This window comes from Polyangiaceae bacterium (genome assembly GCA_020633235.1).
Classification (GTDB): Bacteria; Myxococcota_A; Polyangia; order Polyangiales; family Polyangiaceae; genus JACKEA01.
Genome location: JACKEA010000001.1, coordinates 2,133,146 through 2,157,765 on the forward strand (window position 1 = coordinate 2,133,146; position 24,620 = coordinate 2,157,765).

Below are 24,620 nucleotides of genomic sequence, written 5' to 3' on the forward strand. Positions count from 1 at the left end.
GCGCGGTCACGGCTCGGCGAAGAGCTCGATGCTGCGCGTGGGCTCGCCGCTGACGCTGCCGCCGACGACGGCGACGTGACCGGTGGGCAAGGCGACGGCGATGCCGTTGCTCCGCGGCTCGCGCAGCGGCAGCTCTTGGGCAGAGCTTTCGCTCATCAAGTACGCCCGGGTGGCGCCCTGGGCCTGTCCGACGGCGAGGACGCTGCCGTTCGACAGGCTGAAGCCTTGCGCGGCGTCGAGGGCGACGGGCTCGGACCACGCCGCGGGCGCGCAGCTCGTGCCGCAGCCGAGATCCAGCGAAACGCTGTCCGCGGCTCCGCCGATGCGCACGACCGTGGTGGAGTCGAGGGCGGCGAGGGCGGCGCCTTCCGTCGCATCCGGGGGGAAGGCGAGGGGGACGAAGCTGTCGGCGCCGGCCGCGAGCAGCTCTGCCCCGGCCGCGGTGTCGCTGCCACCGACCACCACCAGCCCGCGCCCTTCCACCCAGCAGGCGGCGGCCCGCGTGCGCGGTGCCGTGAGGTGGATGGCCGTGAGCTCGCCCGTGGCGCTCACGCGCAGCACGACGTCGCTCTCTCCGGCGGCGCGCGTCGCGCCCACCACGTAGGCGCTGCCGTCGTCGGCGTCGACGGTGAGCCCGCCGGCGATCTGATCGAAGCCCGACAGCCCGCTCGGCGGCGTGACGTCGCCGCTCGAGCCGTCAGCCAGCTCGAACCAGATGGCGGCATCGTCGCCGACGGCCAGGCCCAGGGTGTCGTCGACGATGGCGAGGGAGCGGATCGAGCACGGGGGGCTCTTGCACCCCAGCGTGGGGCCGCCGACGGCGGACCAGCTGGCCAGATCGTAGCTGGCGGTCTCCACGGAGGCGCCGCTCTCGCCGCTCGCGACCAAGAGAAAGCGCCCCGACACCAACGCCGCTCGGGGGGCGCTGCCGGGCGCGACGCCGAGCTCGCCCCGAGCGCGGGAAAACGCGCCCGCCCGGGACACGAACAGGGGCAAAGTGTGGCCGGCGAAGCCGGGAGGATTGACCGGCAGTGAGCGGCCGCGGACGCGGACCACGCCGTCGTCGCTGGTGGCCGTGAGGGACAGCTCGCCAGCGTTGCCGAGGCCCAGGCTGAACTCGCTCACGGGCGCGTCGGCCTCGAGCATCAGGCTCGCGTCGCCGCCCGCGGCGATCTTCTCCACCCGCACGCGGGTGGGCGCCGGCGCTCTGGTCCAGGCGTCGTCGTCGGGTCCCTGGACGATCACCGCCTTGCCCGCGTCGATGGGCGTGGGGCTGCAAGCAGCAAGGGCAAGGGCGAAGGGAAGTACACCGCGCACGGCGCAGGCGTAGCGCCGCCCGCCCAGCGAGTCCACGCCGTGCTACACGGCCCGGGTGTTTGCCCGCGTGCTCGATGTGGCGCCGGACCCGCTGCGCTTGTGCCGCGCCTTGGGCGATCGTCCGGGCATCGCGCTCTTGTGGAGCGCGACGGGCGGAGCTTCGTATCTGGGCGCGGAGCCGCTCGCGGAGGCCGGCGCGCTCGACCCCGAGCCCAGCCTCGCCATCGCGCCCCTCGAGCAGGACTTCGGCCACGTGCCCCGCTGGGTGGGCGTGCTGCCCTACGAGGCACGCCGCAGCCTCGAACGCCGGGGCGATGCTGCGACAGATCCCAGGCCCGCGCCGCACGTGTCTTCCGTCCGCTGGTGTCGGTACGGCGCGATGGCCGAGATCGACGACCGGGGCGTGCGGGTCGTCGGAGACGACGCCGCGAGCGTGGCGCGGCTCGCGGCGGCGCTGGACGGCCCGCCGCGGGCCGTCGCCTCCCACATCGACCTTCTGGGTCCGACGGAGCCGGCGCGGCGGCACGAGGAGCGCATCCGGGCGGCCCTCGAGCTGATCGCGAAGGGTGAGCTCTACCAAGTGAATCTCGCTCGACGTTTTCGCTTTCGCGTCCAGGGACATCCCCTCGGCCAGCTCGAGCGCATGAGTCGACGAGCGCGCGCGCCCTATGCCGCCTGGCTCCGGCTCGGTGAGCTGGACGTCGTGAGCACGACCCCGGAGCTGTTGCTCCGTTTGTCCCCCGACCGGCGCCTGCTCACGTCGCCCATCAAAGGCACGCGCCCGCGGGGTGCGGACGCCCAGCGCGACCGCGCCCTCGCCGTCGAGCTCGAGGGAGATCCCAAAGAGCGCGCCGAGCTCGCCATGATCATCGACGTCGAGCGCAACGATCTCGGCCGCGTGGCCGTCAGCGGCTCGGTGCGTCTTCTGGGTCCGCCGCGGGTGGTCACGCATCCGTCCGTCCACCATCGCGTGGCCCACGTCTCGGCCCGCCTCCGGCCCGAGCTCGGGCGCCGGGAGCTGCTCGAGGCCATGCTGCCCAGCGGCAGCGTCACGGGCGCCCCGAAGATCCGCGCCATGGACGCCATCCGGGCGCTCGAGGCGGAACGTCGGGGGCTGTACACCGGCGGCTTCGGCGTGGTGCGTCACGACGGCGGCATGGAGCTTGGAATGGCCATCCGCACGTTGACGGTCGTGGACGGCGAAGGGCACTACTTCGCGGGCGGCGGCATCGTCGCGGACAGCGATCCGGCGCGGGAAGTGGAGGAGACGCTCTGGAAATCCGTGCAGCTCCTGGGCTCCGGTGAACGAGGCCAAAAACTGGTCTGAATCCTCCGGCTGGGGGTACCGAGGACATGGACCCTTTTGGGTCCACCGCTTTCTCTCAGGAGCCAGAGCCATGGATTCGGTGAACGTGCGCAACCTGGAACAGATCCAGGAGGAGGATCCCAAGCGGCGCTCGTCGCGACTGGGCACGCTCCTGCTCGCGTCCTTGGGCGGGGCTGCACTGGTGGTCGTGGGCGTGATGAGCTCCAAGCGGAGCGGTCCGCCGGCCACTTCGAAGGACGACCCCTTGGCGGCCCTGGTGGCCGCGTCCAAGAACGACGACCTGCCGCCGGAAAAGCTCGACGGTCGCGACGTCACCTTCCCCGGCATCCTGAGCGACAAGGACACGCCCACCACGGCCCTCGCGGCGGTGAAGGACGAGCGCGGTCGCCTCGTGAAGCAGGACGAGCTTTCGCTGCCCCCCGGCGCGCCGAGCACGCCGCCGCCGGCCACGGATCGCCTGCCGGTGGTGCCGCTGCCCGCGGGCACGCTGCTGTCGAGCACGCCCGTCACCACCGAGCCCAAGGACTCCCTGACGGAGATGGCGGCGGAGGCGTCCAAGGTGGAGCCGACGGACATCGCCCCAGCCGGCAGCGACGGCGGCTACCAGCTGCAGGTCGCGAGCTTCAAGGATGCAGCGGACGCCGACGCTTTCGTTCAGGATCTGCGCAAGCGGGGGCATCGCGCGTTTCGACAGGCGGCGTACGTGCCGAACCGGGGCCTGTGGCACCGCGTTCGCATCGGCCCCTTCAAGACCAAGTATCAGGCCATCCTGTACAAGAAGAAGTTCGAGAGCAGCGAGCGCGTGACGCCCTTCGTGGTCGACCCGAGTCGCGTGGAGCTGGACGAGAAGATCCGCGCCGCGAAGCTCGCCGCCCGCAAGCGCAAGTACGGCCGCGAGTAGCACGATTGACGCTCTCGGCGCGCGGCGCCAATGCTCCTGGCATGAAGAAGCTGGTGCGCTTCGGCGTGGCGATGGAGCAGGACTTGTTGGAGCGCTTCGACCGCATCGTGGAGAAGCGGGGCTACCAGAACCGCTCCGAAGCGCTTCGCGACCTGGTGCGGCGGGAGCTGGACCAAGACGCTTGGCAGCACGGCAAGCACACCGTCGCCACCATCACGCTGGTGTACGACCACCACGTGCGCGAGCTGACGGATCGCCTCACGGACATCCAGCACGACCACGGCGCGTACATCATCTCCACGCTCCACGTGCACCTGGATCACGACCACTGCATGGAGGTCATTGCCGCCAAGGGCCCGGCCCGGCAGATCAAGGCGATGGCGGAGCGGCTGATCGGCACCAAGGGCGTCCAGAGCGGGGACGTCGTGGCCGCCCGCCTGCCCAAGAGCTGAGAGCGCGTCAGCGTCGGCCCGGCGACTTGCGCGCCAGCTGCTGCTTCACCGCCTGCGCGACCGCGCCGGGGATGTTCTTGCTGCGGCTCAGCGAGCGCAGGTCCGCCTCTCGCAGGTGCGGGATCAGACGCGACGCGAAGGTGAACGGCGTGCGCGGGTTGCTCACCAGGTTCAGCTTGATCTGATAGTGCCGGACGAACTCGCGGTTCTTGGCGATCTCCCGGAGCACGTCGTCGCCCACGCTGCGGCTGGCGCTGATCCGGGCCGCTTCGTTCTCGCGCATCATTGGGCTCTTGACCGCAGCCACCGCGACCAGCCGATTCGGATCGCGGACCAGGAGCAGCCGCTCCGCCGCGGTGCCCAGCTGCGCACGGCGGATTTTCTGGGTCACCGTCATCTGCCCGATCTGGGCGTAGAGCGGCAGGAACTTGTCGCGCAGCTGCTCTTCGCCCTCGTCGTCGAGCTCGTGGGTGTCGTCGTCGTCGCTGTCCAGGTCCGTCCGAGCCGCGATGGTTTCGGTTTCCTGGAACAGCACGTCGTCGAAGGTGGGCTCCGGCGTGGCCTCCGGGATGAGCTCGTTCTTGATCGCCGCCGCGGCTTCCTTGAACGCGGGTATCTCCAGCTCGAGGCCGTTGCGCACGGCCAGCTCGATCAGCCGATCCGAGGTGGACATGCGCACGTTCTTGTTCATGTAGAGCTTCTCGATCACTCGAGGGTGCTCCAGCATGCGCTGCTCGTTGGTGGCGATCAGCTCGCCGATGCGCTCGTCCGCGCGCTCCGCCAGCACCACCAGCGCTTGGCCGGTGATGCGCGGCATGCGCAGGAGCTTCTCGACGACCTCGTGCTCCCGGCCGTAGCTCTCGGCCAGGCGCTCCGTGACGAAGCCGGGCAGGTCCGCCGACAGGGCACCGTTCATCAGCGGTGGCGGCAGCTTGGCTAGGGTGGCGCGGGCGGCTTCGGCGATCTTCGCGTCGGCCTCGCTCCCGAGCACCGCGATGACAGTGACGATGTCGCCCGGCTTGAGGCCCGGAATGATGCCCTTGGCCGCCATCATCTTGGCGGGCGCGGGGGCGGACGGGCCCAGGATCTTCTGCGCCGGACCCGGCAACGAGGAAATGTCGATGGGCGGGGAGTCAGCCATGGGAAGAGCCTGAGGTCAGCCTAGAGCTTCTGGTCGGACCCCAGCAAGACCGGGGCGTCGCGTCAAAGCGAAGTGGCCTGGTTGCGGCTGTGCCGGGGCCTTATTATGTTCGCTCGAAACCTTCGGCAGCGTGGTGCCTGCCGGCGAGGCGGGCCAGCACGGGTCGGAGAGCGAAGACAGGAGCGCGTTCATGGGTATCGTGGATTTCGTCAAGGGTGGCGTGCAGCGCATGATGATCGCGCGGCCGGACGACCAGAAAGACAAGGTCGTCTACAAGCACCCGGATCAGACGTTTCCGTTTTGGAGCCAACTCACCGTCGATTCCGACGAGGTCTGCTTGTTCTTCAAGGACGGGCAGTACGTGGGTGGCCTCGGTGCCGGTCGTCATACGTTGCAGACGCAGAACATTCCGTTCCTGAACTCGCTGATCGACAAGTTCACGGGCGGCAACGTCTTCATCAGCGAGCTGTACTTCGTCACCACTCGCCCGCTGTACAACCAAGGCTTCGGCGGCCCCATCGGATCGATGCGCGATCCGGAGCTCGACATCCGGGTGAACCCGCGAGTGTTCGGCACCTACTCCTACAAGGTCGCGGACCCGGTGAAGTTCGTCCTCGAGTTCGTGGGCCAGAGCGGCTCGGCGGATCCCGATCAGGCGATGCAGTGGGTGCGCGATCAGCTGGTGATGGGCCTGAAGTCCACGCTCACCCGCCTGATCAAGGCCGGCGACATGACCATGATGGACCTCGGCAGCTGCGGTCCCGACGTGGCGCGCGCCATCGTGGCGGACTGCCCGGACATGGCGAAGATCGGCGTCCAGGTCCTCGAGATCGCCAAGCTGAACATCAATCTGTCGGAGGAAGATCAGGCGCGGATCGACGAGTTCCAGGACCAGATCGTCCAAGCCAAGATCGACGCGCGCAAGGCCAAGATCGGCGTCTCCCAGGCCGAGGCGGAAGCGCAGCAGAAGCAGTATCAGCTGGATCAGGAATTCGCGAACCGCGCCCGCTACGTGAACCAGCTCGACGTGGGTCGCTACCAACAATACGCCCAGGCCGAGGCCATGATGGGTCTCGGCGAAGGGTTGGCGCAGGGCGGTGGCGAGGGCACGGCCGGCGCCGGCATGGCCGCCGGCATGGGTCTCGGCGCCGGCATGATGTACGGCGCCCGCGCCCCCGGACCAGGCTATCCGCCGCAAGGCTATCCGCCCCAGGGCTATCCACCGCCGGGCTATCCGCCGCAAGGTTATCCGCCGCCGGGCTACGGCTACCCTCCGCAGCAGGGCTACCCGCCCCAGGGTCAGCAGGGCTATCCGCCTCAGGGACAGCAGGGCGCGCCGCCCGGCTACGGTCCGCCCCCTGGTTATGGTCCGCCCCCTGGGTACGGTCCGCCTCCTGGGTACGGTCCGCCGCCGCAAGGCGCACCGCCGCAAGGCGCGCCGCCGCAAGGCGCGCCGCCGCAGGGCGCACCGCCGCAAGGTGCAGCGCCGCAAGGTGCAGCGCCGGGGGCGCCGCCGCCGGCCGCGGCCCCTCAGGGGAACAACTGCCCGAAGTGCGGCGCGCAGACGCCGCCCAACGGGAAGTTCTGCGCCGAGTGCGGCACTCAGCTCGGCGGTTGAACGCGTCCGAGTCGGGGCACGCACGTTTCGCGTGCCCCGATGCTGAGCTACGCTGACGGGGTTCGTGGCCAAGGAGACGCTCATCCAGTTCGACTCGCCGCGGCAGGCGTCGGTGTGCCCGAGCTGCGGCCAGCATTTCTCCGGCGACGCGCGCTTCTGTCCCTTCGACGGCGAGCCCTTGGGCGCGGACGCCGAGTGGGACCCGGACGAAGATCCGTTGCTCGGCGGCGTGGTGGACGGTCGCTATCAGGTCGAGCACGTGCTCGGGGAGGGCGGCATGGGTACCGTGTACGCGGTGCGCCACGTGACGCTGGGCCGTCGCTTCGCGCTCAAGGCCCTGCGCCGGGACCTGGCCCAGGACTCGGATCTTCCGCCGCGCTTCATCCAAGAGGCGAAGGCCGCTGCTGCCGTGAGCCACCCCAACGTGGTGCAGATCACGGATTTCGGCACCCTGCCGAGCGGGCAGCCCTATTTCGTGATGGAGCTCCTGGACGGCGTGCCCCTGAGCCGCGTGATCCGCGACGGGGGTCCCGTGCCCGTCCAGCGCGCGGTGGGCATCGCGGCTCAGGTCGCCCAGGCGCTCGCTGCCGCCCATGTGGCCGGCGTCGTGCATCGCGATCTGAAGCCGGACAACATCCAGGTGTCGCCCATGGGCGATCGCGATCTGGTCAAGGTGCTCGACTTCGGCTTGGCGAAGGTGGCGGGAGGTAGCCGCTTCACGCGGGCGGGCATGGTGTTCGGTACGCCCCACTACATGAGCCCGGAACAAGCCGCGGGGGAACCCAGCGACCATCGCGTGGACGTGTACGCGCTCGGCATCGTTCTGTACGAAATGCTCACGGGCAAGCTGCCCTTCGAAGCCGACACCTTCATGGGAGTGCTGACCAAGCACATCTACATGACGCCGTCGTTACCCAGCCAGGTGCTGGGGGACGCGCGCGTCCTGGGTCCTCTCGAAGCGGTCGTGATGCGCTGCCTGGAGAAGAAGCCCGACAAGCGCTTCGCCTCCATGGACGAGCTGCTCGCGGAGCTGGAAAGCGCTGCCGGTGCCCTGGGCTTCAGCGAGGCGCCGATCTCCGACGCGCCGACGTCGCGCCGCTCGGTTCCGGTGGTGTCGTCCCCGGCGCCGACGGTCATCGACTCCGTGCAGCTGCCGATCGTGAAGCGACGCTTTCCGCCCTGGGTCGTGGTCGGTGGCGTGCTGTTGCTGCTGGTGGTCGTGGCGGCGTTCGGCCTGGGCGGCCAGTCGTCCCCCGCCGGGGCGGCCAGTGCGTCCCCGGTGCCCTCGGCGCCGGACACCGCCACGCCGGCGGAGCCGATCGTTTCCGCGGCGGACCAACCCCCAGAATCCCCCCAGGTCGAGGTCTCGGCGTCGGCCCCGGCGCCGGCCCCCGAGCCCCCAAAGGCCGCGACGGGCGCGGCGGTCCCGGCTCCCCCGGCGCCTTCCCACTCCGACAAGCCCCCCGCCCAGAAGCCGCCGAAGAGCGGAACTTTCGGGGGAAGCGAGATCGTCGACCCCTGGGGCAAATGAGGCGTCCTGGCGTCGAGGCGCCGGGCTCGCTATAAGCACGGAGCCCGGAGCACGGCAGGGTACGAGGTGGCGAAACGACAGCTTTTACTGGTCGACGCTGATCCGCGCAGTGTGCGGGTCTTGGAGGTCAGCCTCAAGAAGGCGGGCTACAGCGTCACTACGGCATCCGACGGCGCGGATGCGTTGGCCAAGGTCGAGTACTCGACGCCCGACCTGATCCTGACCGACACCAAACTGCCGCGGCTGGACGGCTACGAGCTCGTGCGACGCCTCAAGGAGGAGAGCGAGTTCGGCAACATCCCGGTGGTGTTCCTCACCAGCCAGAAATCGATCGAGGACAAGATCCGCGGTCTCGAGCTGGGCGTGGAGGATTACCTCACCAAACCCATCTTCGTTCGCGAGCTGCTCGCGCGCGTGAACTTGCTCTTGGCGCGCCGCACGCAGGAGCGAATGGCCACCAGCATGCCGGTGAGCGCGCGAACGCGTCTCAGCGGATCGTTGGAAGACATGGGCGTGGTGGACTTGCTGCAGACCTTCGAGGTCAGCCGCAAGAGCGGTATCGCTCGCATCGGGGATGGTCATCGCGAAGCCATCGTGTACTTCCGCGACGGCAAGGTGGTGGACGCCGAGCTCGGTCGGCTGCGCGGGGAAGAAGCGGTGTACCGCGCGCTGATCTGGAGCAGCGGTAACTTCGAGGTCGAGTTCCGGCCGGTTTCGAACGACGACGTGATCCCGACCTCCACTCAGGGGCTGCTCATGGAGGGCATGCGCCGGGTGGACGAGTGGGGACGGCTGCTCGAGCAGCTGCCGCCGCTGGCCACGATCTTCGAGATCGATCACGAGCAGCTGGTCGCGCGCCTCAACGAGATCCCCGACGAGCTGAACGGCATCTTGCGCCTGTTCGACGGCCGCCGGACGCTGCTCGACGTGGTGGACGACTCGCCCTTCGAGGACCTGTCCACCCTCTCCACGGTGACCAAGCTGTTCTTCGAGGGGCTGCTCGTGATTCGGCCGGAGGGGGAGGGCGAGCACGACCACGACCACGACGAGGTCGTCCCCAGTGCCGAGGCCGAGGCACCACAGCGGCTGTCTCGGGCCGGGGAGTTCGACGTAGTGCCCGCGCGGCAGTCGATGGAAGTCGGCGAGGCGTCGGGCAGCTGGCGGCCACCAGCCCCGGACGTGGCCGTCGCCGAGAGCGGCATGGTGCACACGCTCCCCGGTGTGGAGAGCGAGCCGGAGCGCACCGCAGCGCGGGCCCCGGCGCGGGTGGTCGTGCCACCGCCGAAGCCGTCGCCACCGAAGCCCCCGCCCAAGCCGTCGCGAGAAGCGCGCGGTCTGGATTCCACGGAGCTCGGGCTGGGGCCCCCTCCGCCGCCCCCGCGGGTCCCGGCGAGCCTGGACAAGACGGAGATGGGCCTAGGGCCGGCAGCGAGCGTGGCCAAGCAGGAGGCCATGCCCAAGAGCACGCTGCCGGACACGCCCGACGCGCGTGCCGCGGTGGCCATTGCCAAGAGCGCGCTGGACGCATCGGCGCCCTCCACCGTGCGTGCCACACCCGACGCACGTTTGGGACCCGGCAAGGTGATCCCGTTCCCTGCATCCAAGAAAGACGACGAGGGGGTCGAACAGCAGGCGGCGGAAAAGCCGAAGCCTGTCGAGGAGACCGACGTGGCGAGAAAGCGGTCAGCCGCAAAGAAGAAGAAGAGGAAGAGCCAGCCGCCCAAGGCAGCGCAAGAGTCCGTGCGGGACTCGGCGGTGTCGTTGAAGGCGGAGCCGGAGGAGAAGGAAGAAGAGGCTCCCAAGAGCGATCGCGCGGTCGCCGAGGCAGCACCTCCGAGCTCCAAGAAGCCGACGGACAAGAAGCCCCACGACAAGACCAAGGGCGAGCACCACCACGACGAAGAGTGGCATCACGACTTCTTCACCGAGGGAGACGAAGGCCGCTACGAGGGCGGGCCGGCTCACGTGGAGCATCACGACGACTTCTCGGATCTGGACGTGGGGCGCACCTCTCGCGTCTCGATGACGCCGGAGCAGGAAGCGCGCCGCGCCCGGGCCACGCGCATCGTCGCCACGGTGATTGGCTTCGCCCTGGCCGTGGGTGGCGTCGCGCTGTTCAACAGCTGGCGCCACAAGAGCGCGACGCCGGAGCCGTCGGCGATGCCCACCATGCCGCCGGCGCCCACCGTGGCCAAGACGACAGCCGTGCCCACCGCCACGGCGACGGTCACCGCCACAGCGGAGCCGGAGCCTGCCGCGTCCGCCGAGCCGGAGCCTGCCGCGTCCGCCGAGCCGGAGCCCGCGGCGTCTGCCGAGCCCGTGGCCGAGAAACCCGAGCCCGTGGTCGAGAAACCCGCGCCCGTGGTCGACAAGCCCAAGCCGCCGGTGGTCCAGCCGAAGCCGGTGGCCGTGAAGCCCCCGCCGCCACCGCCCCCCACGGAGCCGCCGCCTCCGCCGCCACCGCCCGCCACGGGCGAAAAGCCGCCGACGGCCTCGTTCCCCACACCCTGACTGCCGAAATCTTGGGAGGGTGACGGCCCTTCCGTATGTTCCGACCATGGCGCGTTGGCCGTGGCTCGGGGCTCTGCTTTTTCTTTTGGGTTGTGGCGGCGCGGTAACCCCGCGGACGAAGCTCGTGGCGACGTCACCGGCGGTGCTGCCCGCGCCGCGGGTGCACCTGGCGCGGCTCACGCCGCCCGGCCCTGCTCGCCTCGGTGCCGGCGTGCGGCGGCTCAGCGCGGAGCCCGCGGCGCGGCGCTTCCGCGAGCCCGTGGTCGCGCCGGAGCACACCCGCGCGATCGTGCTCCTCTACCACGGCTTCGACGATGGCCGGGACAAGCTCAGCGTGAAGAGCTCGGCCTTCGAGCGGCAGCTCGGCTGGCTCGCGGACAATCACGTCGAGATCGTCTCCACCAGCGAGCTGCTCGACTATCTGGAAGGGCGGCGCTGGCTACCGGAGCGCGTGGCGGTGATCACCATCGATGACGGGCGCCGCAGCGTGTTCCGGCGCGCTTGGCCCATTCTCGCCCGCCACGGTGCGCGCTTCACCGTGGGGCTGCCCACCGGTGTGCTCTCGGATCCGAAGAACGCGCCGGTCATGAGCTGGTCCGAAGTGCGTCAGATGGTGGCGTCGGGCCTGTGCGAGGTCGCGAGCCATGGCCACATGCACCGCAGTCTGCCGAAGCTCGAGGGCAAGAAGCTGGCGGAGGAGCTCAACCTGTCGCGGCGCATCATCGAGCGGGAGACGGGGCGGCCGCCGGTGGCGTACTTCTATCCGCTGGGCGCGTTCGATCGCGGTGCCGCGCGGCAGGTGGAGCGCGCGGGCTATCGCGCCGCGTTTCGCGCCAGCGGCGCACCCGTGACCTTGGGCTCCGGCTCGCGCTTTTGGCTACCGCGGGCCAGCGTGGTGTACCGGCAGGGCGGCGTGATCGCGCAGTACTTCGACGACGCCTTCGCGGACGGCGCCGTTGCCCGCCGCGCACCGTGAGCCCGGGCAGCGGTGTGGCCGCGGCGGACCAACCCCCAGATCTCACCGCTTGCGGATGCGGGGATCCAAGAGCGCGTAGGACAGATCCACCAACAGGTTGGCCAGCACCACCACGGTGGAAAACAGGATCACGACGCCCATGATGACGGGGCCGTCGCGCTCGACGATGGCGTCCACGCTGAGCGCGCCGATGCCCGGCCAGCGGAAGATCTTCTCCGTGACGATGGCGCCGCCCACCAGCGTGCCCATGCTGAGGCCCACCACCGTGACCAACGGCATGAGGGCGTTGCGCAGGGCGTGCTTGAGCACCACGATCCACTCGCGCTGACCCTTGGCGCGGGCCGTCCGGATGTAGTCCTGCTTCAAGAGCGTGATCATCTCGTCGCGCACCAGGCGCGTGTAGTAGGCGGCGCCGAAGAGTCCCAGGGTGATCGCCGGCAGCAGGGCCGCGTGCACCTTCTCCGCGGCCGTTTGCCCGTAGCCATCGAGGGGAAACAGCATCAGCTCCCGCGCCATGAAGTGCTGCAGCAAGAGGCCCGTGAGGAAGGTGGGCGCGCTGATGCCAACCAAGGTGAGGGCGACGGTGCCCCAATCGAACACGGTATGGCGCCGCATGGCGGCGATCACACCGCCGACGGCGCCGATGGCCACTTGGATGGCGATGGCCAGGATGCCGACGAGCAGGGTGGGGGGCAGCGCCTTTCCGAGCAGCGCCACCACGGGCTTGCGCTTGAGGTAGCTCACGCCCAGGTCGATGCGGACGGGCCCGAGGGACAGCGAGGTGTCGTCCTTTTCGTCGCCCTTCCCGAAGCGCACCAGCCCGGACATGTACTTCCAGTAGCGGACGTGCACGGGGCGATCGAGGCCCAGCTGGGTGCGAATGCGAGCGACGTCCGCGGGGCGCGCTTGGGGCCCGGCGATGACCCGCGCCGGATCTTCGGGCAGCACGTTGTAGATCAAGAACGTCGCCGTCACGACGGCCCAGATGGTGAAGAGCGACCAACCCAATCGACGGAGCAGGTGCTGGATCACGGCAGCCTCCCGAGCGCTAGGGCCAGCGTGGTGCGTGGCGCGTGCTTGCAGCGGCGATCGAGCCCGGGCACGCCGTTCCAGCAGGGCGCATTTCCACGCGCGGTCTTCTGCTGCTCACGGTCGAACCACATGTTGCGCACGTACTGCGACAGCACCGGGTGCGGCCGGTAGCCGTGGACGTACGGCTGCCACAGCTCGAAGTAGCGGTACGAGTAGGCCGTGGCCCAGGGCGCGTCGTCCGCCACGATGGCTTCGGCCTCGCGGTACAGCTGCATGCGGCGAGCGCGATCCGAGGAGCGGCGTGCTTCCGTCAAGATGCGGTCCAGCTTGGGGTTCGAGTAGAACGCCGCGTTCTGGCTCTCTTCCTCCTGGATGGCGCTGGAAGAGAGGGTGGGCTCGAAGAACGTGCTCGGGTCGGGGAAGTCCGCGTGCCAGCCGGTGAAGCCGATCTGCACCGTGTTGCGGCGGCTGCTCTTGGCCAGGAACGTGGGGTAGCCCACCAGCTGGATGCGAATGTCGATGCCGATGTGAGCGAGCTGCTGCTTGTAGATCTCCGCCGCCTGCCCCGCGTAGGAGTCGATGATGGCGAGGTAGGGGATTTCCTTCGGGTAGCCGCCCTTGCCCGTCTTCGGATCGTACGGGTAGCCCGCGAGCTTCATCTCTTCCAGGGCGCGATCGTAGTCGAAGGCCTGGTGGGGATAGCCGGGCGTGGTGGGGATCAGCACCTCGGGCACGATCTTGCCGTGGCCCAGCACGTGGCCCGGGCGCACGGACGCCACCTGCTGCCGGTTGATGGCGAAGGATACGGCGCGACGGAAGTGGCGATTGTCGAACGGCGCCATCTCCGTGTTCATGAAGCTGCCGGCGGTGGTGAGGCTCTGCTCCCACTCGCCGCGGCCCTTCCACGCTGGGCTCGAGCGGTATAGCTGCGAGTCCGCCTCGGAGAACTCGCGCATGTAGTCGATGTCGCCCTGCTCGAATTTGAAGCGCTGGGTGAACGACTGCATGCTCAGGTACCACTCGATGGCGTCGAGGTAGGGCTTGCCCTTCTGCCAATAGCCGTCGTGGCGGACCAGGCGAATGACTTGGCCGTTCTCGTAGCGCTCCACCTTGAAGGGGCCCGCGCCGCACGGGTGGCTGGAGAAATGGCGGTCGTAGGTCTTGCCCGCGCTCTTGCACACGGGCGCCACGATGGGCAGCGCCATGATGTGCAGGAAGGTGGCGTCGGGCTCCGTGAGCTCGAAGCTCACCACGTACTTGCCCTCCACCTTCACACCGGAAAGCTCCTCCGCCTTGCCGTCGTGGTACGCCTTGTAGCCCACGATCCGCTCGTAGTAGCTGGGCACGGGGCAGGGGGTCTTCACGTGCAGCGAACGCTCGATGCTGCGCTTGACGTCGGCGGCGACCATCTCGCTGCCGTCGTGAAACAGCACGCCCTTTCGCAGCGTGAACACGTAGCGCTTGCCGTCCGGCGCTCGGTCGATGCTCTCCGCCAGCTCGGGGACGAGCTTGCCGTCCTGATCGTAGCTGACGAGGCGATCGTAGATCAGCGACTCGATGGCGGCGGACGCCGTGTCGAAGGCAGTGGCGGCGTCCAGTGAGCGCACGTCGGTGAAGAAGGCGGTGCGCAGGGTGCCGCCACGCTGCGGCGGGACGTCGCGATCCTCGCCGATGGGCGGCGCCACCTTCGCGTTGCACCCGAGGCACACGAGGCCCGCGGCCAAGAGCTCAATCTTCGTGCGGATCGAGCGCATCGCGCAGCCCTTCTCCCACGAGGTTGAAGCCCAGCACGGAGAGGAAGATCATCAACCCCGGCGCCACCACCAGGCGCGGCGCCACCGTGTAGTAGCGCTGGCCTTCCTGCAGCATGCGACCCCAGGTGGCCGTGGGGGGCGGCAGCCCCACCTGCAGGTACGACAGCACGCTCTCGGCGATGATCATCTGGGCCACGGACGCCGAGGCGATCACGATCAAAGGCCCAGCCACGTTGGGCAAGATGTGCCGCAGCAAGATGGACGGAGTGGATTGGCCCAGCGCTCGGGAGGCCACGATGAAGTCCAGGGATCGCACCTGGATGGCCTTGCTGCGGATGATGCGGGCGGTACCGAACCAGCTGGTGAAGCCGAGCACCATCAGGATGGTGGTGATGGTGGTGTCCCCGACCGCGGCGCCGATGGCCATGACCAAGAGCAAGTAGGGAAAGCTCAGGCCCACGTCGACGAGGCGCATCAAGAAGGTGTCCACGCCTTGGGCTCGGGTGCCCTCCGCATAGCCGCTCACGAGGCCTACCAGCGCGCCCACGACGATGGAGATGCCGGTGGCGAAGAACGCCACGAGCAGCGACACCTGGGCGCCGTGACACAGGCGGCTCAAGAGGTCACGCATCAGCTGGTCCACCCCGAGCCAGTGTGCGCTCGAGATGCCCACCAGCTGGCCGCTCGCGTTGCGGCCGTGGGCAAAGTCACTGATGTCCGGGTCATGGCCGGTGACAACGGGCCCCAAGACCGCGAACAGCACCAACAGCGCCACCAGCCCGAGCCCCGCGACGGCGCCGCGGTTCTTCTTGAATCGACGGAAGGCGCGGGGGTCGAACATGGGGCGGGGCCTTGTCTTACCCGTTTCCCCGGAGATCGAAAACCGGCCCGGCGGCCGTTCAGGCGAGGAAGCTCGAGATGGCCTGCGCAGTGCGCTCGGGCTGCTCTTCCTGGGGCGTGTGGCCCGCGTCCACCAGCTCGAAGCCGGCCCCGTGGATCTCCTTGGAGAGCCGCTGACCCAGGGCCGCCGGGACCAGCCGGTCCTGGCGGCCCCAGAGCACCAGGGTGGGGCTCCGGACGCGGCTGGTGCGTGCCACGATGTTGCGCGTGTCGCTGGTGGCGCGGAGCGTGGCCAGCGCGCTGCCCCGGGCCGCCGGTGAGTTGAACTGGTCGTAGTAGTAGTCGATGCGATCGAGAGCTTTTGTCGGGGCGCCGCGGGAAAGGAGCCGGGAGCGAAAGAACGTCCGGAAGCTCACGCGGTTGAACAGCTGCTTGAACACCAAGCCGCCCAGCAGCGGCAAGCCGGCGACCCGCTGCTCCAGCGTGAGGGGCGTCGCGTAGCAGGGCGTGTCGATCAACACCAGGCGCGACACGAGCTCCGCGTGGCGTGCCGCCAGCGTCAGTGCCACCGCCCCACCGAGGCCGTGGCCGACCAGGGCGGCGCGCCCGAGCCCGAGGCCGGCATACAGATCTGCGAGCGCTTCGGTGAAAGCATCCACCGTGTACGGAAAGCGACTGGGCGGCGGCTTCTCGCTCTCACCGAAACCCGGGAGGTCCGGGGCCACCACGTGATGGCTCTGGGCCAGGCTCTGCGCCGTTGCGTTCCAGGTGGAGTGGTCGAACAGCACGTCGTGGAGCAGCACCACGGGAGGCCCCTCGCCGCGCTCGCTGACTCGGACCCGCACGCCGCTGGCGACGATGTCCCGATACGCGACCTCGACCATGGCCGCGCAGCGTAGCCCGAAAGTCACGGCGTTCGTGTGCGCGTTCGTTTTTCGAAACGTTTCGGGCAACTACCGACCGACTCGAGCGAACTGGATGACATGGCGCTCCTCTTCACACGCCCCGCCCAGGTTCGCTACGAGCTGTCGGAACGTCTGGGCGCGGGCGGTTTCGCGGAAGCATGGCGCGCACAGCGCCAGAGCCCGATGCTGGACGACGAAGTGTGCCTGAAGATCCCGCGGCGCCCGCTGGATGCCGGACTGCGCAGGAACCTCTTGGAAGAAGCGCGGCTGCTCGCGCGCATCCGGCATCCCAACGTCGTGACGCTGCTCGACGCAGTGGAGGACGAAGCCGGCCGCGTGCTGCTGGTGCTCGAGCTGGTGCGCGGCGTGGACCTCGGAGTGCTGTGCTCCCGCGTGCGTGAGGGGCACCGCTACTCCGACGCCGTGGTGGCGCACGTGGGTGCCTGCTTGTGCCGCGCGCTCGCCGCGGCGAACGCCGCCGTTCCCGGCGGCATCGTTCATCGAGACGTGTCTCCCAGGAACGTGCTGGTGGGTATGGACGGCCAGGTCAAGCTCTCGGACTTCGGCATAGCTCGGGCGTTCGATCGGGAGAGCTGGACGGTGAAGGGACGCGTGAAGGGTAAGCTGATGTACCTCTCGCCGGAGCAGCTCCGGGGCGGCACCCTGGACGTGCGCAGCGATCTGTTCGCAGTGGGGATCGTGCTGCACGAGCTGGCCTCGGGGGTGCACCCCTTCTGGCGCGGGGACCGAACGGCCACCCTCGCGGCCATCGCGGAGGGGGACTGCCGGTTCTGCCTTTCGGGCGACCGGCCCTTGGCCCGGGTGCTCGCCCGCCTGCTCGCTCCCGAGCGAGAGGCGCGGCCCTGGGACGCGCGCGCGGCGCTCGCCCTGCTCGAGCCCATTGCTGACGCTCCCGTGGCGGAGCGGGTGCTGGCCGCGGAGGCTACGCGGCGGGGGCCGGGCCTGGTGCGCGCGCGTCCCAGGTTGGAGCTGGCCGTCGCTCAGCGGTAGGGGGCGCCGCCCTCCAGGCGCTCGGCCAGCGTGAAGCTGGCATCGACGAGCGTCGAGAGCGTGCGCGCGTCCGCCACCAGCCCGGGGCGCACCACCACCAGATCACCGTCTTCGACGCACGCGCTCGCCAGCGGCGGCAGCACCGCGCGCGCGTCCTCGTCGAGCAGCGCGCCCCGGGCCGCCACCCGAATGCGGGTGGCGACCTCGCTGCCGCGCACGGTGACGTCCGCCACGGCTCGCCGGCCCTTGCGAACGAAGATCGCGTTGAGCTCGTCGCTCTCCACCAGCGCACCGCTGACGCCGCGCCAAGCCTCGATGAGATTGCGCTTCCACACGGATGGGAACAGTCGCACCACGCTGGTGAGCGTGGCGCTCAGCTTCTGCAAGGTTTGCTGCGCTGCGTCGGCGTCGGAGCCCGGGCCATGGCCGTGCACGGACGCGTCCGACACGCTGAAAGTCCAGCTTGCCGGCGCGTCCTCCATGGCGCGGAAGGCCGCGCGGATCACGGTCTTGGCGAGAGTGGGGGACGCCGACGTCGCGGCGACTCGGCGCGACGTCTCCAGCATGTGGGCCAACGTGCGCGGAGCTTCGAGCTCATCGAAGCCGAGGAACAGCGGAATGCCGAGCGACGCGTTCAGCGCGACGTCCACCCAGCACAAGCAGCACGATCGCGAGCGTCGTGCAATCCGGTACGTGCGCACAGTGTGGGATGGAGTGCGAGAATGACATGTAGTTCCATGTGGGTATGGACGACCCTTCATCTCCATGGACAATGCAACAGATATGACAATTAATGTCTCACTGGTGACCGGGTTCAGCGTCCATGGAGCCCCGATAACAATCGCCGAAATTTTTGGTGCGAAAGTCTTTTGGGCGATCCACTGAGTAGAATATATTCGCTCGCGTTCCGAGGCACTGCTCGGGGAAGCCAATGACCGCCATCGACGAAGCCACACTGAGCCGGATCGAGAAGGACCACGCAGCGGGTCTGACCTCCGTGGAGATCCTCGACGTGTTCGCTCAGCACGGCATCGCCCTCAGCGAAGCGACGCTTCGCAAGTACGTTCAGCTCGGCCTCCTGCCGCGCAGCGTGCGCGTCGGGCGCAAGGGCAAGCACCAAGGCTCGCAGGGCATCTACCCCGTGAGCGTGGTTCGTCAGATCTTGCGCATCAAGCAGATGATGGCGGAGAGCTACACCATCGAGCAGATCCAGCGGGAGTTCCTGTTCATGCGAGCGGACCTCCAACAGCTGGAGCAGACCCTCACCAGCATCTTCGACAAGTTGGACGAGATGCTGAAGCAGCGCCGGCGAGAGGCCACGGCTCAGGTCGTGGCTCGCGAGGTTCGCGATGCGCGGGCGCTCAGCAAGGACTTGCTCACCCGCTTGGTGAGCATCGAGGATCGACTCGCTTCGCGCGCGAAGATCGAGCGCGTGGCGGCATCATGATTGAAAGGTTCGTGAGCTTGACTTGGTCGCACTGCCAGTGAGGGGCAGCTCCTGACGGACGGCGGGTTCGTCGTCAGGATGGTCCGGCAGCAGCGACGCATCGTGCGAAATCAGGCGGTACCAGGCGTGATCGGGACGGGCTCCCGGCCGCGGCAGGGATCGTGCGTGTGCGAGACACAGCGGAAGCGAAGAGGATCGGGAGGCAGCGCATGGATTCGAAGAGGCTCGACGGCACGGCGACTTTGCCCGCGGAAGAACAGGTGCTCGAGACGGAAGGTGCCACGGCACTGCAGCCGGACGACGCCGAAACCATCACCCGGGAGCAGCGCCGCTCGCGTCGCAAGCGCGACGTGCGGGCGCGCACCATCAGCGTCAAGCGCATGACCAAGCGCGAGCTGGAGATCGGTCGTCTTCTGTATCCGGAAACGGACTACTGGAAGCCGCGCTCGCGTGCGGAATGCCTGGACGGCCCGCGTCCCTGTCCGTTCGTGTCCTGCAAGCACCACCTCTACATCGACGTCTCGCCGCGCACCGGTGCCATCAAGCTCAATTTCCCGGACCTCGAGGTCTGGGAAATGGGTGAGACCTGCGCGCTGGACGTTGCGGACCGCGGTGGAACGACTCTCGAGGACGTAGGAGCGATCATGAATCTGACGCGCGAGCGCATTCGCCAGGTGGAGGTCAAGGCCTTGGCCAAGCTGGAGGCCCTGCGCGACATGATGGCGCTTCGCGATTACGTGGACGAAGGTCCGGTGGGCAAGCGGCGCCTGCCGCAGCTGTCGAAGTCGGACTTGGCCGAGGGCGCCACCGAGGACGACGAGCAGGATGACGATTTCGAGGAGAACGACGATTTCGAGATGGAGCAGCTCGACGCCTGAGCCAAGGCGAAGAGCCGTACGGAAACGCCGCGCTTGTGCGCGGCGTTTCTGCATTTCAGCCTCGAAGTAGCTCGACTGTCCTCAAGAAGCTGCCCCCGAGGATCTTCTGGATGGTGTCCGGGTCGTGGCCGTCGCGGAGCAGTATGTCCACCAGCTTGGGCAGCTCGAGGCAGGTGAGCATGTCTCTCGGGGGGCTGATGGCCCCGTCCCAGTCGCTGCCCAGGGCGGCGTGGTCCGCGCCCACGGTCTTCACGATGTGACCCAGGTGCCGAGCGATGCTCTCGGCCTTGCCGCCGAAGTAGGGGTCGCCCAGAAAGCTCGACTGGTACATGACGCCGATGGTGCCGCCGCTGTCGGCGACGGCCTTCAGCTGGTCGTCGTCCAGGTTGCGCCAGTGCTCGAAGACGCCGGAAACGCCGGTGTGTGTCACGATCAGCGGCTTGTCCTTGTCGTGGATCTCCACCGCGTCCCAGAAGCCGCGTTTGCTGATGTGGGCCAGGTCCACGAAGATCCGCTTCTCGTTCAAGCGCCGCACGTAGTCGCGTCCGCGATCCGTGAGGCCGCTGTCCGCCCCCGCCTTGAGCGGCGAGCTGGTGACGCCCAGGCTGGAGGACGACAGATGCACCAGCGTGATGCGCAGCACCACGTCGTCCTCGATCAGATCGAGGGAGTCCGGCGAGGCGTCGAGGGCGTTGCCCCCCTGAATGCCGATGAACGCCGCGTGCTTGCTCGCGGCGCGCGCCTCGCGGTACTCGCGGACGTTGCGCACCACGGAAAACTGCTCGGACACGCCGTCGAAAATACGGCGCAGGCGCCGGAGGTTCTCCACGAAGGCGCGCTCGCGCCCCTTGGCGCTACGCGAGGGATTGGTGGTGATGATCCAGGTCGCACCCGTCAGTCCGGCCTCCAGGATGCGAGGGAAGTCGACCTGGCTGTAGGCCACGCCCGATAGCAGCCCGTGGCCGTGGCGACGGGTCAGGTCGTAGCCGAAGATGCGGGTCCAGATGAAGGAGTCGACGTGCAGATCGAGGACGTCGCTCGCCAGGTAGAGCTCCACGGCCTCCTTCGAGATGCCGAGCTCCTGGGCCCAGGCTCCGGGATCGCTCCGGTGGTCGACGAAGTCGAGGCGTGTCATCGGGCCAGGCTGGGCGTGCCGGCCCGAGAACGCAATCAGATCCCGCGGGGAACGCGGTCCAGGTCGATCTCGCCCAGGGCGTAGCGGATGAGCGCGCTGCGGTTGGCCTTGGTCAAGCCGCGGGCCTTCAGCTCGTCCACCATCTGGTCGAGGCGATGCAGGTCGTCCATGTACATGGAGATGCAGATCACCTTGTAGTGGGTGGGCTTGTCGGCGCCGCGCTTGGTCTTTCGCGCCGCGGAAACGGGCCCCGGCCGGTCGTTGTAGAAGCTCGAGCTCAGCACGCCTTCGATCTCGTCACGATCCAAGACGCGAGCGGCTGCTTGGCGGAAATCGTCTCTGTCACTCACCCCACACCTCCTACACGGGCTGCCGGCATCTGGCCGATGGTGGAATCAATGAGCCGGTCGACGACGCGGACGTAGTCGGTGGCGGCGCTGGAGCCAGGCGCGTACTCGAGCAGCGTCTTGCCGCGCGCGGGCGCTTCCTTGACCTTGATGGCGAGGCGCACCGGCTCGAAGCAGCGCTCGCCGAAGTGCTCGCGGAGCGTGTCCAGGGCCTCGTGGCAAATCCGGGCGCGCGCGTCGAACAGCGTGGGCAACACGCCCCACAGCTTCACGGGGTGGGAGAGCAGCTTGTTGACGTGCTTGATGGTGCGCAGCACCTGCCGTACGCCCACCAACGAGAGATAGTCACAGGCGACGGGGCACAACACCGCGTCGGCGAGCACCAAGGCGTTCTGGTTCAGCAGCGACAGACTCGGTGAGCAATCCACGATCACGAAGTCGTACAGCTCCCGCGCGCGCTCCAGGCGCGACGCGAGCACGCGGTCGCGCTGCTTGCGTCCGGCGAGATAGAGCTCGGCGGCGGCCAGCGTCTCGTTGGAGGGCAACACGTCCAGCCCCGGGCGCACGGTGGTGACGGCCTGCTCGATGGACAGCCCCATCACCAGCACGTGGTAGAGGGAGCGCTCGGCTTTGAGCCCCAGAGACACGCCGACGTTGCCCTGGCCGTCGGTGTCGACCAACAGCACTCGAGCGCCGCGCTCGGCGAGGCCCGCCGCGATGGTGACGGCGGTGGTGGTCTTGCCCGTGCCGCCCTTGTGATTGAACACGGCGAGCACCCGCGGCGTATCCGAGGCCACCACGCGAGACCGGCTCGGAGGCGGGAGCATGGTGGCGTGCGTGGGATCCGGCACGATTTCGGCGGGGGGCAGCGTTTCGGTGGGGGGTGGCGCGGGACGAGTGTCGTTGGCTTCGTCTTCGACGAGGCGAAGCCCATGCCCCAGCACCTGCGCCCGGCAGTCGCTGCTGCAGGCGTAGTGCCGATGGCCTCCGGTGAAGATCACCTGAGAGGCGAGCTCCACCTGGAAGTCACGCCCGCATGCGTCGCAGCGCGCGTCGGTTGCGTGGCTCTGCTCCAGACAACGCTGGGAGCAGAAGTAGACGAAGGAGCGACCGTCGGCGTCGACGCGTTCCTCCATCTGGTAGCTGAAGTGAACGTCGAAGTCGGCGTGGCAGATGCTGCAGCTCTGGCTCGGCATGGGGGAGGGATGCCGCCTCACGGTTATCGAAGCGGTCCCCACCCGATGGCATGGCCCCGAAGAACGGGCCAAGTTTTCACGCCGGCTTCGGCCCGCGGGTCAGTGCCGGAAATGCCGTACGCCGGTGAGCACCATGGCGATGCCGGCGGCGTCCGCCGCGGCGATCACCGCGGCGTCGTTCTTGCTGCCGCCGGGCTGCGCCACCGCGGTGATGCCGGCCTTGGCGGCAGCCTCCAGGCCGTCCGGGAAGGGGAAGAAGGCGTCCGACGCCATCACGCTGCTCTTGGCCTGCTCGCCGGCCTTTTCCACGGCAATCTCCACGGCCTGCACCCGCGCCGTCTGGCCGCCACCGATGCCCACCGTCACGCTCACCCCGGCATCGTGGCGCCCGAGCACGATGGCATTGCTGCGCACGTGCTTCACGGCGCACCAGGAAAACTCCAGGGCGGCGAGCTCCGCCTCGGTCGGCGCGCGCTGGGTGGCGACCTTGCCGCCGCGCACCTCGCCGGGGCCGGTGGCGTCGCGCGACATGACGGCGAAGCCACCTCCGATACGCTTCATGACCAGCGCATCGTGATCGCGTCCCAGCCACTCTCCGGTGGAAAGCAGCCGGAGCGCCGACTTCTTGCGCAGCCGCTCGAGAGCGTCCTTGGCGAAGCTCGGCGCGATGATGCACTCGAGGAACGTCTCCGCCAGGAGCTCCGCCGTCGGCAGATCCACCTCGCGGTTCAGCGCCACGATGCCGCCGAAGGCGCTCATGGCGTCCGCCTCCCGCGCCGCGCGGTACGCCACGCTCAGCTCGTTCGCCTGGGCGATGCCGCAGGGGCTCGCGTGCTTGACCACCACCGCCGCCGGCGTGTCGAATTCGCGTACGGCGTCGAGGGCGGCTTCCACATCTACGAGGTTATTGAAGCTGAGCTCCTTGGCGCCGGTTCCGAGGCTTTCTGCCTGGGCCAGGGAGCCCGCCGGGGCGTTTCGATCGCGATAGAACGCGCCGCGTTGGTGTGGATTCTCGCCGTAGCGCAGGGCGTAGCCCTTCGAGAGCGGCAACGTGAGGCTCCGCGGCCAGCCGTCGCTCTCCCCGAGGCCCGTGAGCCAACCGCTGATCGCCGCGTCATATGCGGCCGTGTGGGCGAAGGCCTTCGCCGCCAAGCGCTGCCGCGTCTCGACGCTCACCTCACCGCCTTGCTCCAGCTCCTGCAGCACCAGCGCATAGTCTTCTGGATCACACACTACGGTCACCCGCGCGTGGTTCTTGGCTGCGGAGCGCAGCATGCTCGGGCCGCCGATGTCGATGTTCTCGATCAGCTCCGCCACAGTGGCCCCGGCCTTCGCCAGAGTTTGCTCGAAGGGGTACAGGTTGACCACGACGAGATCGATGTAGCGCGCGCCCAGGCGATCCAAGTCTGCGTCGTCGGTGCCCTCGCGTCCGAGCAGGCCGCCGTGCACCTTCGGGTGCAGCGTCTTCACGCGGCCGTCCATTACCTCGGGCGACCCGGTGTAGCTCTCGACGGTCTCCACCGGGATACCGGCGCCTCCCAGCGCCTTGTACGTGCCACCGGTGCTGAGCAGGGCGACATCGAGATGAACGAGGGCCTTCGCGAATTCCACGAGGCCGGTCTTGTCGGATACGGAAACCAGGGCGCGGCGGATCTTCATGGCAGTGGGTCGGCTATCCTCTGGCCCCGGCGTCGTCAACCGCCGCCGAAATCTCTGCACGCGCGGCATGTTTTCCCCGCCTTCTCAGGGGGACATGCTCTATCCTCCGCCGCCATGACGACGATGCGGGCCCTCCTGGGTCTCTCTTTCTTGTTGCTCGCCGCCTGTTCTTCTTCGGACGACTCCAGCAGCGGGCCGAGTGGGCCCTTCGAGCCCGCCGGCAACGGCCAGCCCATTGGCGAGGCGGAAGCCTGCGCTCAGGTGCGTGCCGCCGAGGACGCGCGCGGCGCCGAGCTGTCCTGTGGTCCTGTCACCCGGCCGGCGTGTCCGGGCTACATCAGCTCCGGCAACCCCGCGTGCTCTCAGTACGATCAGGGCACGGTGCAGGGCTGTGTGGACTACATCTCGACCATCAAGAGCTGCGCCACGCTCAAGACCAAGAGCTGCCTCGTGAAGGTGCTGCCGGGCACCGCGCCCAACGGCTGCCCGCCGCCCGTCGACGCGGGCACGGATTCCGGCGCCGATTCCGGCACCGATTCCGGCACCGATTCCGGCACCGATTCCGGCACCGATTCCGGCGTCGACGCGGGCGTGGACTCGGGTACCGACGCCGCCGTCAGCGACGCCGCCGGCGATTGAAGC

General features: G+C 68.8%; 22 protein-coding genes. 11 read left to right on the forward strand and 11 right to left on the reverse strand.

Annotated elements, in window-relative coordinates:
* Positions 1-6: 6 nt before the first annotated feature.
* The gene (locus tag H6717_09480) at positions 7-1,353 is read right to left on the reverse strand and encodes a hypothetical protein (protein MCB9577241.1); all 1,347 of its coding nucleotides are present in this window, start codon (positions 1,351-1,353) and stop codon (positions 7-9) included.
* Between the two features lie 19 nt (positions 1,354-1,372).
* Between H6717_09480 and H6717_09485 the strand changes: the two genes are divergently transcribed.
* From H6717_09485 to nikR, 3 genes are all read left to right on the forward strand, one after another.
* Complete coding sequence (locus tag H6717_09485) at positions 1,373-2,644, forward strand: anthranilate synthase component I family protein (protein MCB9577242.1); 1,272 nt, start codon at positions 1,373-1,375, stop codon at positions 2,642-2,644.
* Positions 2,645-2,714: 70 nt separating this feature from the next.
* Positions 2,715-3,545 carry an SPOR domain-containing protein gene (locus H6717_09490; GenBank protein MCB9577243.1) on the forward strand — a complete coding sequence of 277 codons (831 nt, stop codon included), beginning with the start codon at positions 2,715-2,717 and terminating at the stop codon, positions 3,543-3,545.
* 41 nt (positions 3,546-3,586) lie between these two features.
* Positions 3,587-3,997, forward strand: coding sequence for a nickel-responsive transcriptional regulator NikR (gene nikR, locus H6717_09495; GenBank protein MCB9577244.1), 411 nt, complete (start codon positions 3,587-3,589; stop codon positions 3,995-3,997).
* Between the two features lie 7 nt (positions 3,998-4,004).
* Here nikR and H6717_09500 read toward each other — a convergent pair whose 3' ends face one another.
* Positions 4,005-5,138 (reverse strand): hypothetical protein, encoded by a 1,134-nt coding sequence (locus tag H6717_09500; GenBank protein ID MCB9577245.1) that lies wholly within the window; start codon positions 5,136-5,138, stop codon positions 4,005-4,007.
* A gap of 190 nt (positions 5,139-5,328) precedes the next feature.
* On the opposite strand from H6717_09500, the gene H6717_09505 reads away from it, so the two are divergent.
* The 4 genes from H6717_09505 to H6717_09520 all read left to right on the forward strand — a co-directional run bounded on the left by H6717_09505 (position 5,329) and on the right by H6717_09520 (position 11,774).
* Positions 5,329-6,756 carry an SPFH domain-containing protein gene (locus H6717_09505; GenBank protein ID MCB9577246.1) on the forward strand — a complete coding sequence of 476 codons (1,428 nt, stop codon included), beginning with the start codon at positions 5,329-5,331 and terminating at the stop codon, positions 6,754-6,756.
* A 64-nt stretch (positions 6,757-6,820) separates the two neighbouring features.
* Positions 6,821-8,287 (forward strand): protein kinase, encoded by a 1,467-nt coding sequence (locus H6717_09510; GenBank protein ID MCB9577247.1) that lies wholly within the window; start codon positions 6,821-6,823, stop codon positions 8,285-8,287.
* A 111-nt stretch (positions 8,288-8,398) separates the two neighbouring features.
* A complete protein-coding gene (locus H6717_09515) occupies positions 8,399-10,798 on the forward strand; it encodes a response regulator (protein ID MCB9577248.1) in 2,400 nt (799 codons plus the stop codon).
* A 46-nt stretch (positions 10,799-10,844) separates the two neighbouring features.
* Entirely contained in the window at positions 10,845-11,774 is a 930-nt protein-coding gene (locus H6717_09520) for a polysaccharide deacetylase family protein (protein ID MCB9577249.1), read from the forward strand.
* Positions 11,775-11,816: 42 nt separating this feature from the next.
* Here H6717_09520 and H6717_09525 read toward each other — a convergent pair whose 3' ends face one another.
* From H6717_09525 to H6717_09540, 4 genes are read right to left on the reverse strand one after another with little or no spacing between them, the layout of a single operon-like run.
* Complete coding sequence (locus H6717_09525) at positions 11,817-12,806, reverse strand: ABC transporter permease (GenBank protein ID MCB9577250.1); 990 nt, start codon at positions 12,804-12,806, stop codon at positions 11,817-11,819.
* Positions 12,803-14,560: an ABC transporter substrate-binding protein gene (locus tag H6717_09530; GenBank protein ID MCB9577251.1), complete on the reverse strand. Its 1,758-nt coding sequence runs from the start codon at positions 14,558-14,560 to the stop codon at positions 12,803-12,805. Before H6717_09530 ends, H6717_09525 begins: the two co-directional genes overlap by 4 nt.
* A complete protein-coding gene (locus H6717_09535) occupies positions 14,535-15,401 on the reverse strand; it encodes an ABC transporter permease (GenBank protein ID MCB9577252.1) in 867 nt (288 codons plus the stop codon). Before H6717_09535 ends, H6717_09530 begins: the two co-directional genes overlap by 26 nt.
* A gap of 58 nt (positions 15,402-15,459) precedes the next feature.
* Positions 15,460-16,245 carry an alpha/beta hydrolase gene (locus H6717_09540; protein ID MCB9577253.1) on the reverse strand — a complete coding sequence of 262 codons (786 nt, stop codon included), beginning with the start codon at positions 16,243-16,245 and terminating at the stop codon, positions 15,460-15,462.
* 138 nt (positions 16,246-16,383) lie between these two features.
* Between H6717_09540 and H6717_09545 the strand changes: the two genes are divergently transcribed.
* Positions 16,384-17,316, forward strand: a complete 933-nt coding sequence (locus tag H6717_09545; GenBank protein ID MCB9577254.1) for a serine/threonine protein kinase — start codon at positions 16,384-16,386, stop codon at positions 17,314-17,316.
* On the opposite strand, the gene H6717_09550 is transcribed toward H6717_09545, so the two are convergent.
* On the reverse strand, positions 17,307-17,966 hold the full coding sequence (locus H6717_09550) for a hypothetical protein (protein ID MCB9577255.1): 660 nt from the start codon (positions 17,964-17,966) through the stop codon (positions 17,307-17,309). The genes H6717_09545 and H6717_09550 overlap by 10 nt on opposite strands.
* A gap of 281 nt (positions 17,967-18,247) precedes the next feature.
* On the opposite strand from H6717_09550, the gene H6717_09555 reads away from it, so the two are divergent.
* Entirely contained in the window at positions 18,248-18,763 is a 516-nt protein-coding gene (locus tag H6717_09555; protein MCB9577256.1) for a hypothetical protein, read from the forward strand.
* A gap of 209 nt (positions 18,764-18,972) precedes the next feature.
* Positions 18,973-19,641: a hypothetical protein gene (locus H6717_09560; protein ID MCB9577257.1), complete on the forward strand. Its 669-nt coding sequence runs from the start codon at positions 18,973-18,975 to the stop codon at positions 19,639-19,641.
* 55 nt (positions 19,642-19,696) lie between these two features.
* On the opposite strand, the gene H6717_09565 is transcribed toward H6717_09560, so the two are convergent.
* From H6717_09565 to purH, 4 genes are all read right to left on the reverse strand, one after another.
* On the reverse strand, positions 19,697-20,776 hold the full coding sequence (locus tag H6717_09565; protein ID MCB9577258.1) for a membrane dipeptidase: 1,080 nt from the start codon (positions 20,774-20,776) through the stop codon (positions 19,697-19,699).
* Positions 20,777-20,811: 35 nt separating this feature from the next.
* A complete protein-coding gene (locus tag H6717_09570; protein ID MCB9577259.1) occupies positions 20,812-21,126 on the reverse strand; it encodes a hypothetical protein in 315 nt (104 codons plus the stop codon).
* A complete protein-coding gene (locus tag H6717_09575; protein MCB9577260.1) occupies positions 21,123-21,950 on the reverse strand; it encodes a ParA family protein in 828 nt (275 codons plus the stop codon). Before H6717_09575 ends, H6717_09570 begins: the two co-directional genes overlap by 4 nt.
* A gap of 468 nt (positions 21,951-22,418) precedes the next feature.
* Positions 22,419-23,978 carry a bifunctional phosphoribosylaminoimidazolecarboxamide formyltransferase/IMP cyclohydrolase gene (gene purH, locus H6717_09580; GenBank protein MCB9577261.1) on the reverse strand — a complete coding sequence of 520 codons (1,560 nt, stop codon included), beginning with the start codon at positions 23,976-23,978 and terminating at the stop codon, positions 22,419-22,421.
* A gap of 114 nt (positions 23,979-24,092) precedes the next feature.
* Here purH and H6717_09585 point away from each other — a divergent pair, with 114 nt between their 5' ends.
* The gene (locus H6717_09585; GenBank protein ID MCB9577262.1) at positions 24,093-24,617 is read left to right on the forward strand and encodes a hypothetical protein; all 525 of its coding nucleotides are present in this window, start codon (positions 24,093-24,095) and stop codon (positions 24,615-24,617) included.
* The last annotated feature ends 3 nt before the right edge of the window (positions 24,618-24,620 follow it).

Excerpts from the sequence above, each read along its gene's own strand:
- purH (MCB9577261.1), bottom strand. The coding sequence starts at position 23,978 with ATGAAGATCCGCCGCGCCCTGGTTTCCGTATCCGACAAGACCGGCCTC.
- H6717_09560 (MCB9577257.1), top strand. The coding sequence starts at position 18,973 with ATGGATTCGAAGAGGCTCGACGGCACGGCGACTTTGCCCGCGGAAGAA.
- H6717_09520 (MCB9577249.1), top strand. The coding sequence starts at position 10,845 with ATGGCGCGTTGGCCGTGGCTCGGGGCTCTGCTTTTTCTTTTGGGTTGT.
- H6717_09565 (MCB9577258.1), bottom strand. The coding sequence starts at position 20,776 with ATGACACGCCTCGACTTCGTCGACCACCGGAGCGATCCCGGAGCCTGG.
- H6717_09555 (MCB9577256.1), top strand. The coding sequence starts at position 18,248 with ATGACCGCCATCGACGAAGCCACACTGAGCCGGATCGAGAAGGACCAC.
- H6717_09530 (MCB9577251.1), bottom strand. The coding sequence starts at position 14,560 with ATGCGCTCGATCCGCACGAAGATTGAGCTCTTGGCCGCGGGCCTCGTG.
- H6717_09535 (MCB9577252.1), bottom strand. The coding sequence starts at position 15,401 with ATGTTCGACCCCCGCGCCTTCCGTCGATTCAAGAAGAACCGCGGCGCC.
- H6717_09545 (MCB9577254.1), top strand. The coding sequence starts at position 16,384 with ATGGCGCTCCTCTTCACACGCCCCGCCCAGGTTCGCTACGAGCTGTCG.
- H6717_09575 (MCB9577260.1), bottom strand. The coding sequence starts at position 21,950 with ATGCTCCCGCCTCCGAGCCGGTCTCGCGTGGTGGCCTCGGATACGCCG.
- H6717_09505 (MCB9577246.1), top strand. The coding sequence starts at position 5,329 with ATGGGTATCGTGGATTTCGTCAAGGGTGGCGTGCAGCGCATGATGATC.
- H6717_09490 (MCB9577243.1), top strand. The coding sequence starts at position 2,715 with ATGGATTCGGTGAACGTGCGCAACCTGGAACAGATCCAGGAGGAGGAT.
- H6717_09500 (MCB9577245.1), bottom strand. The coding sequence starts at position 5,138 with ATGGCTGACTCCCCGCCCATCGACATTTCCTCGTTGCCGGGTCCGGCG.
- nikR (MCB9577244.1), top strand. The coding sequence starts at position 3,587 with ATGAAGAAGCTGGTGCGCTTCGGCGTGGCGATGGAGCAGGACTTGTTG.
- H6717_09585 (MCB9577262.1), top strand. The coding sequence starts at position 24,093 with ATGACGACGATGCGGGCCCTCCTGGGTCTCTCTTTCTTGTTGCTCGCC.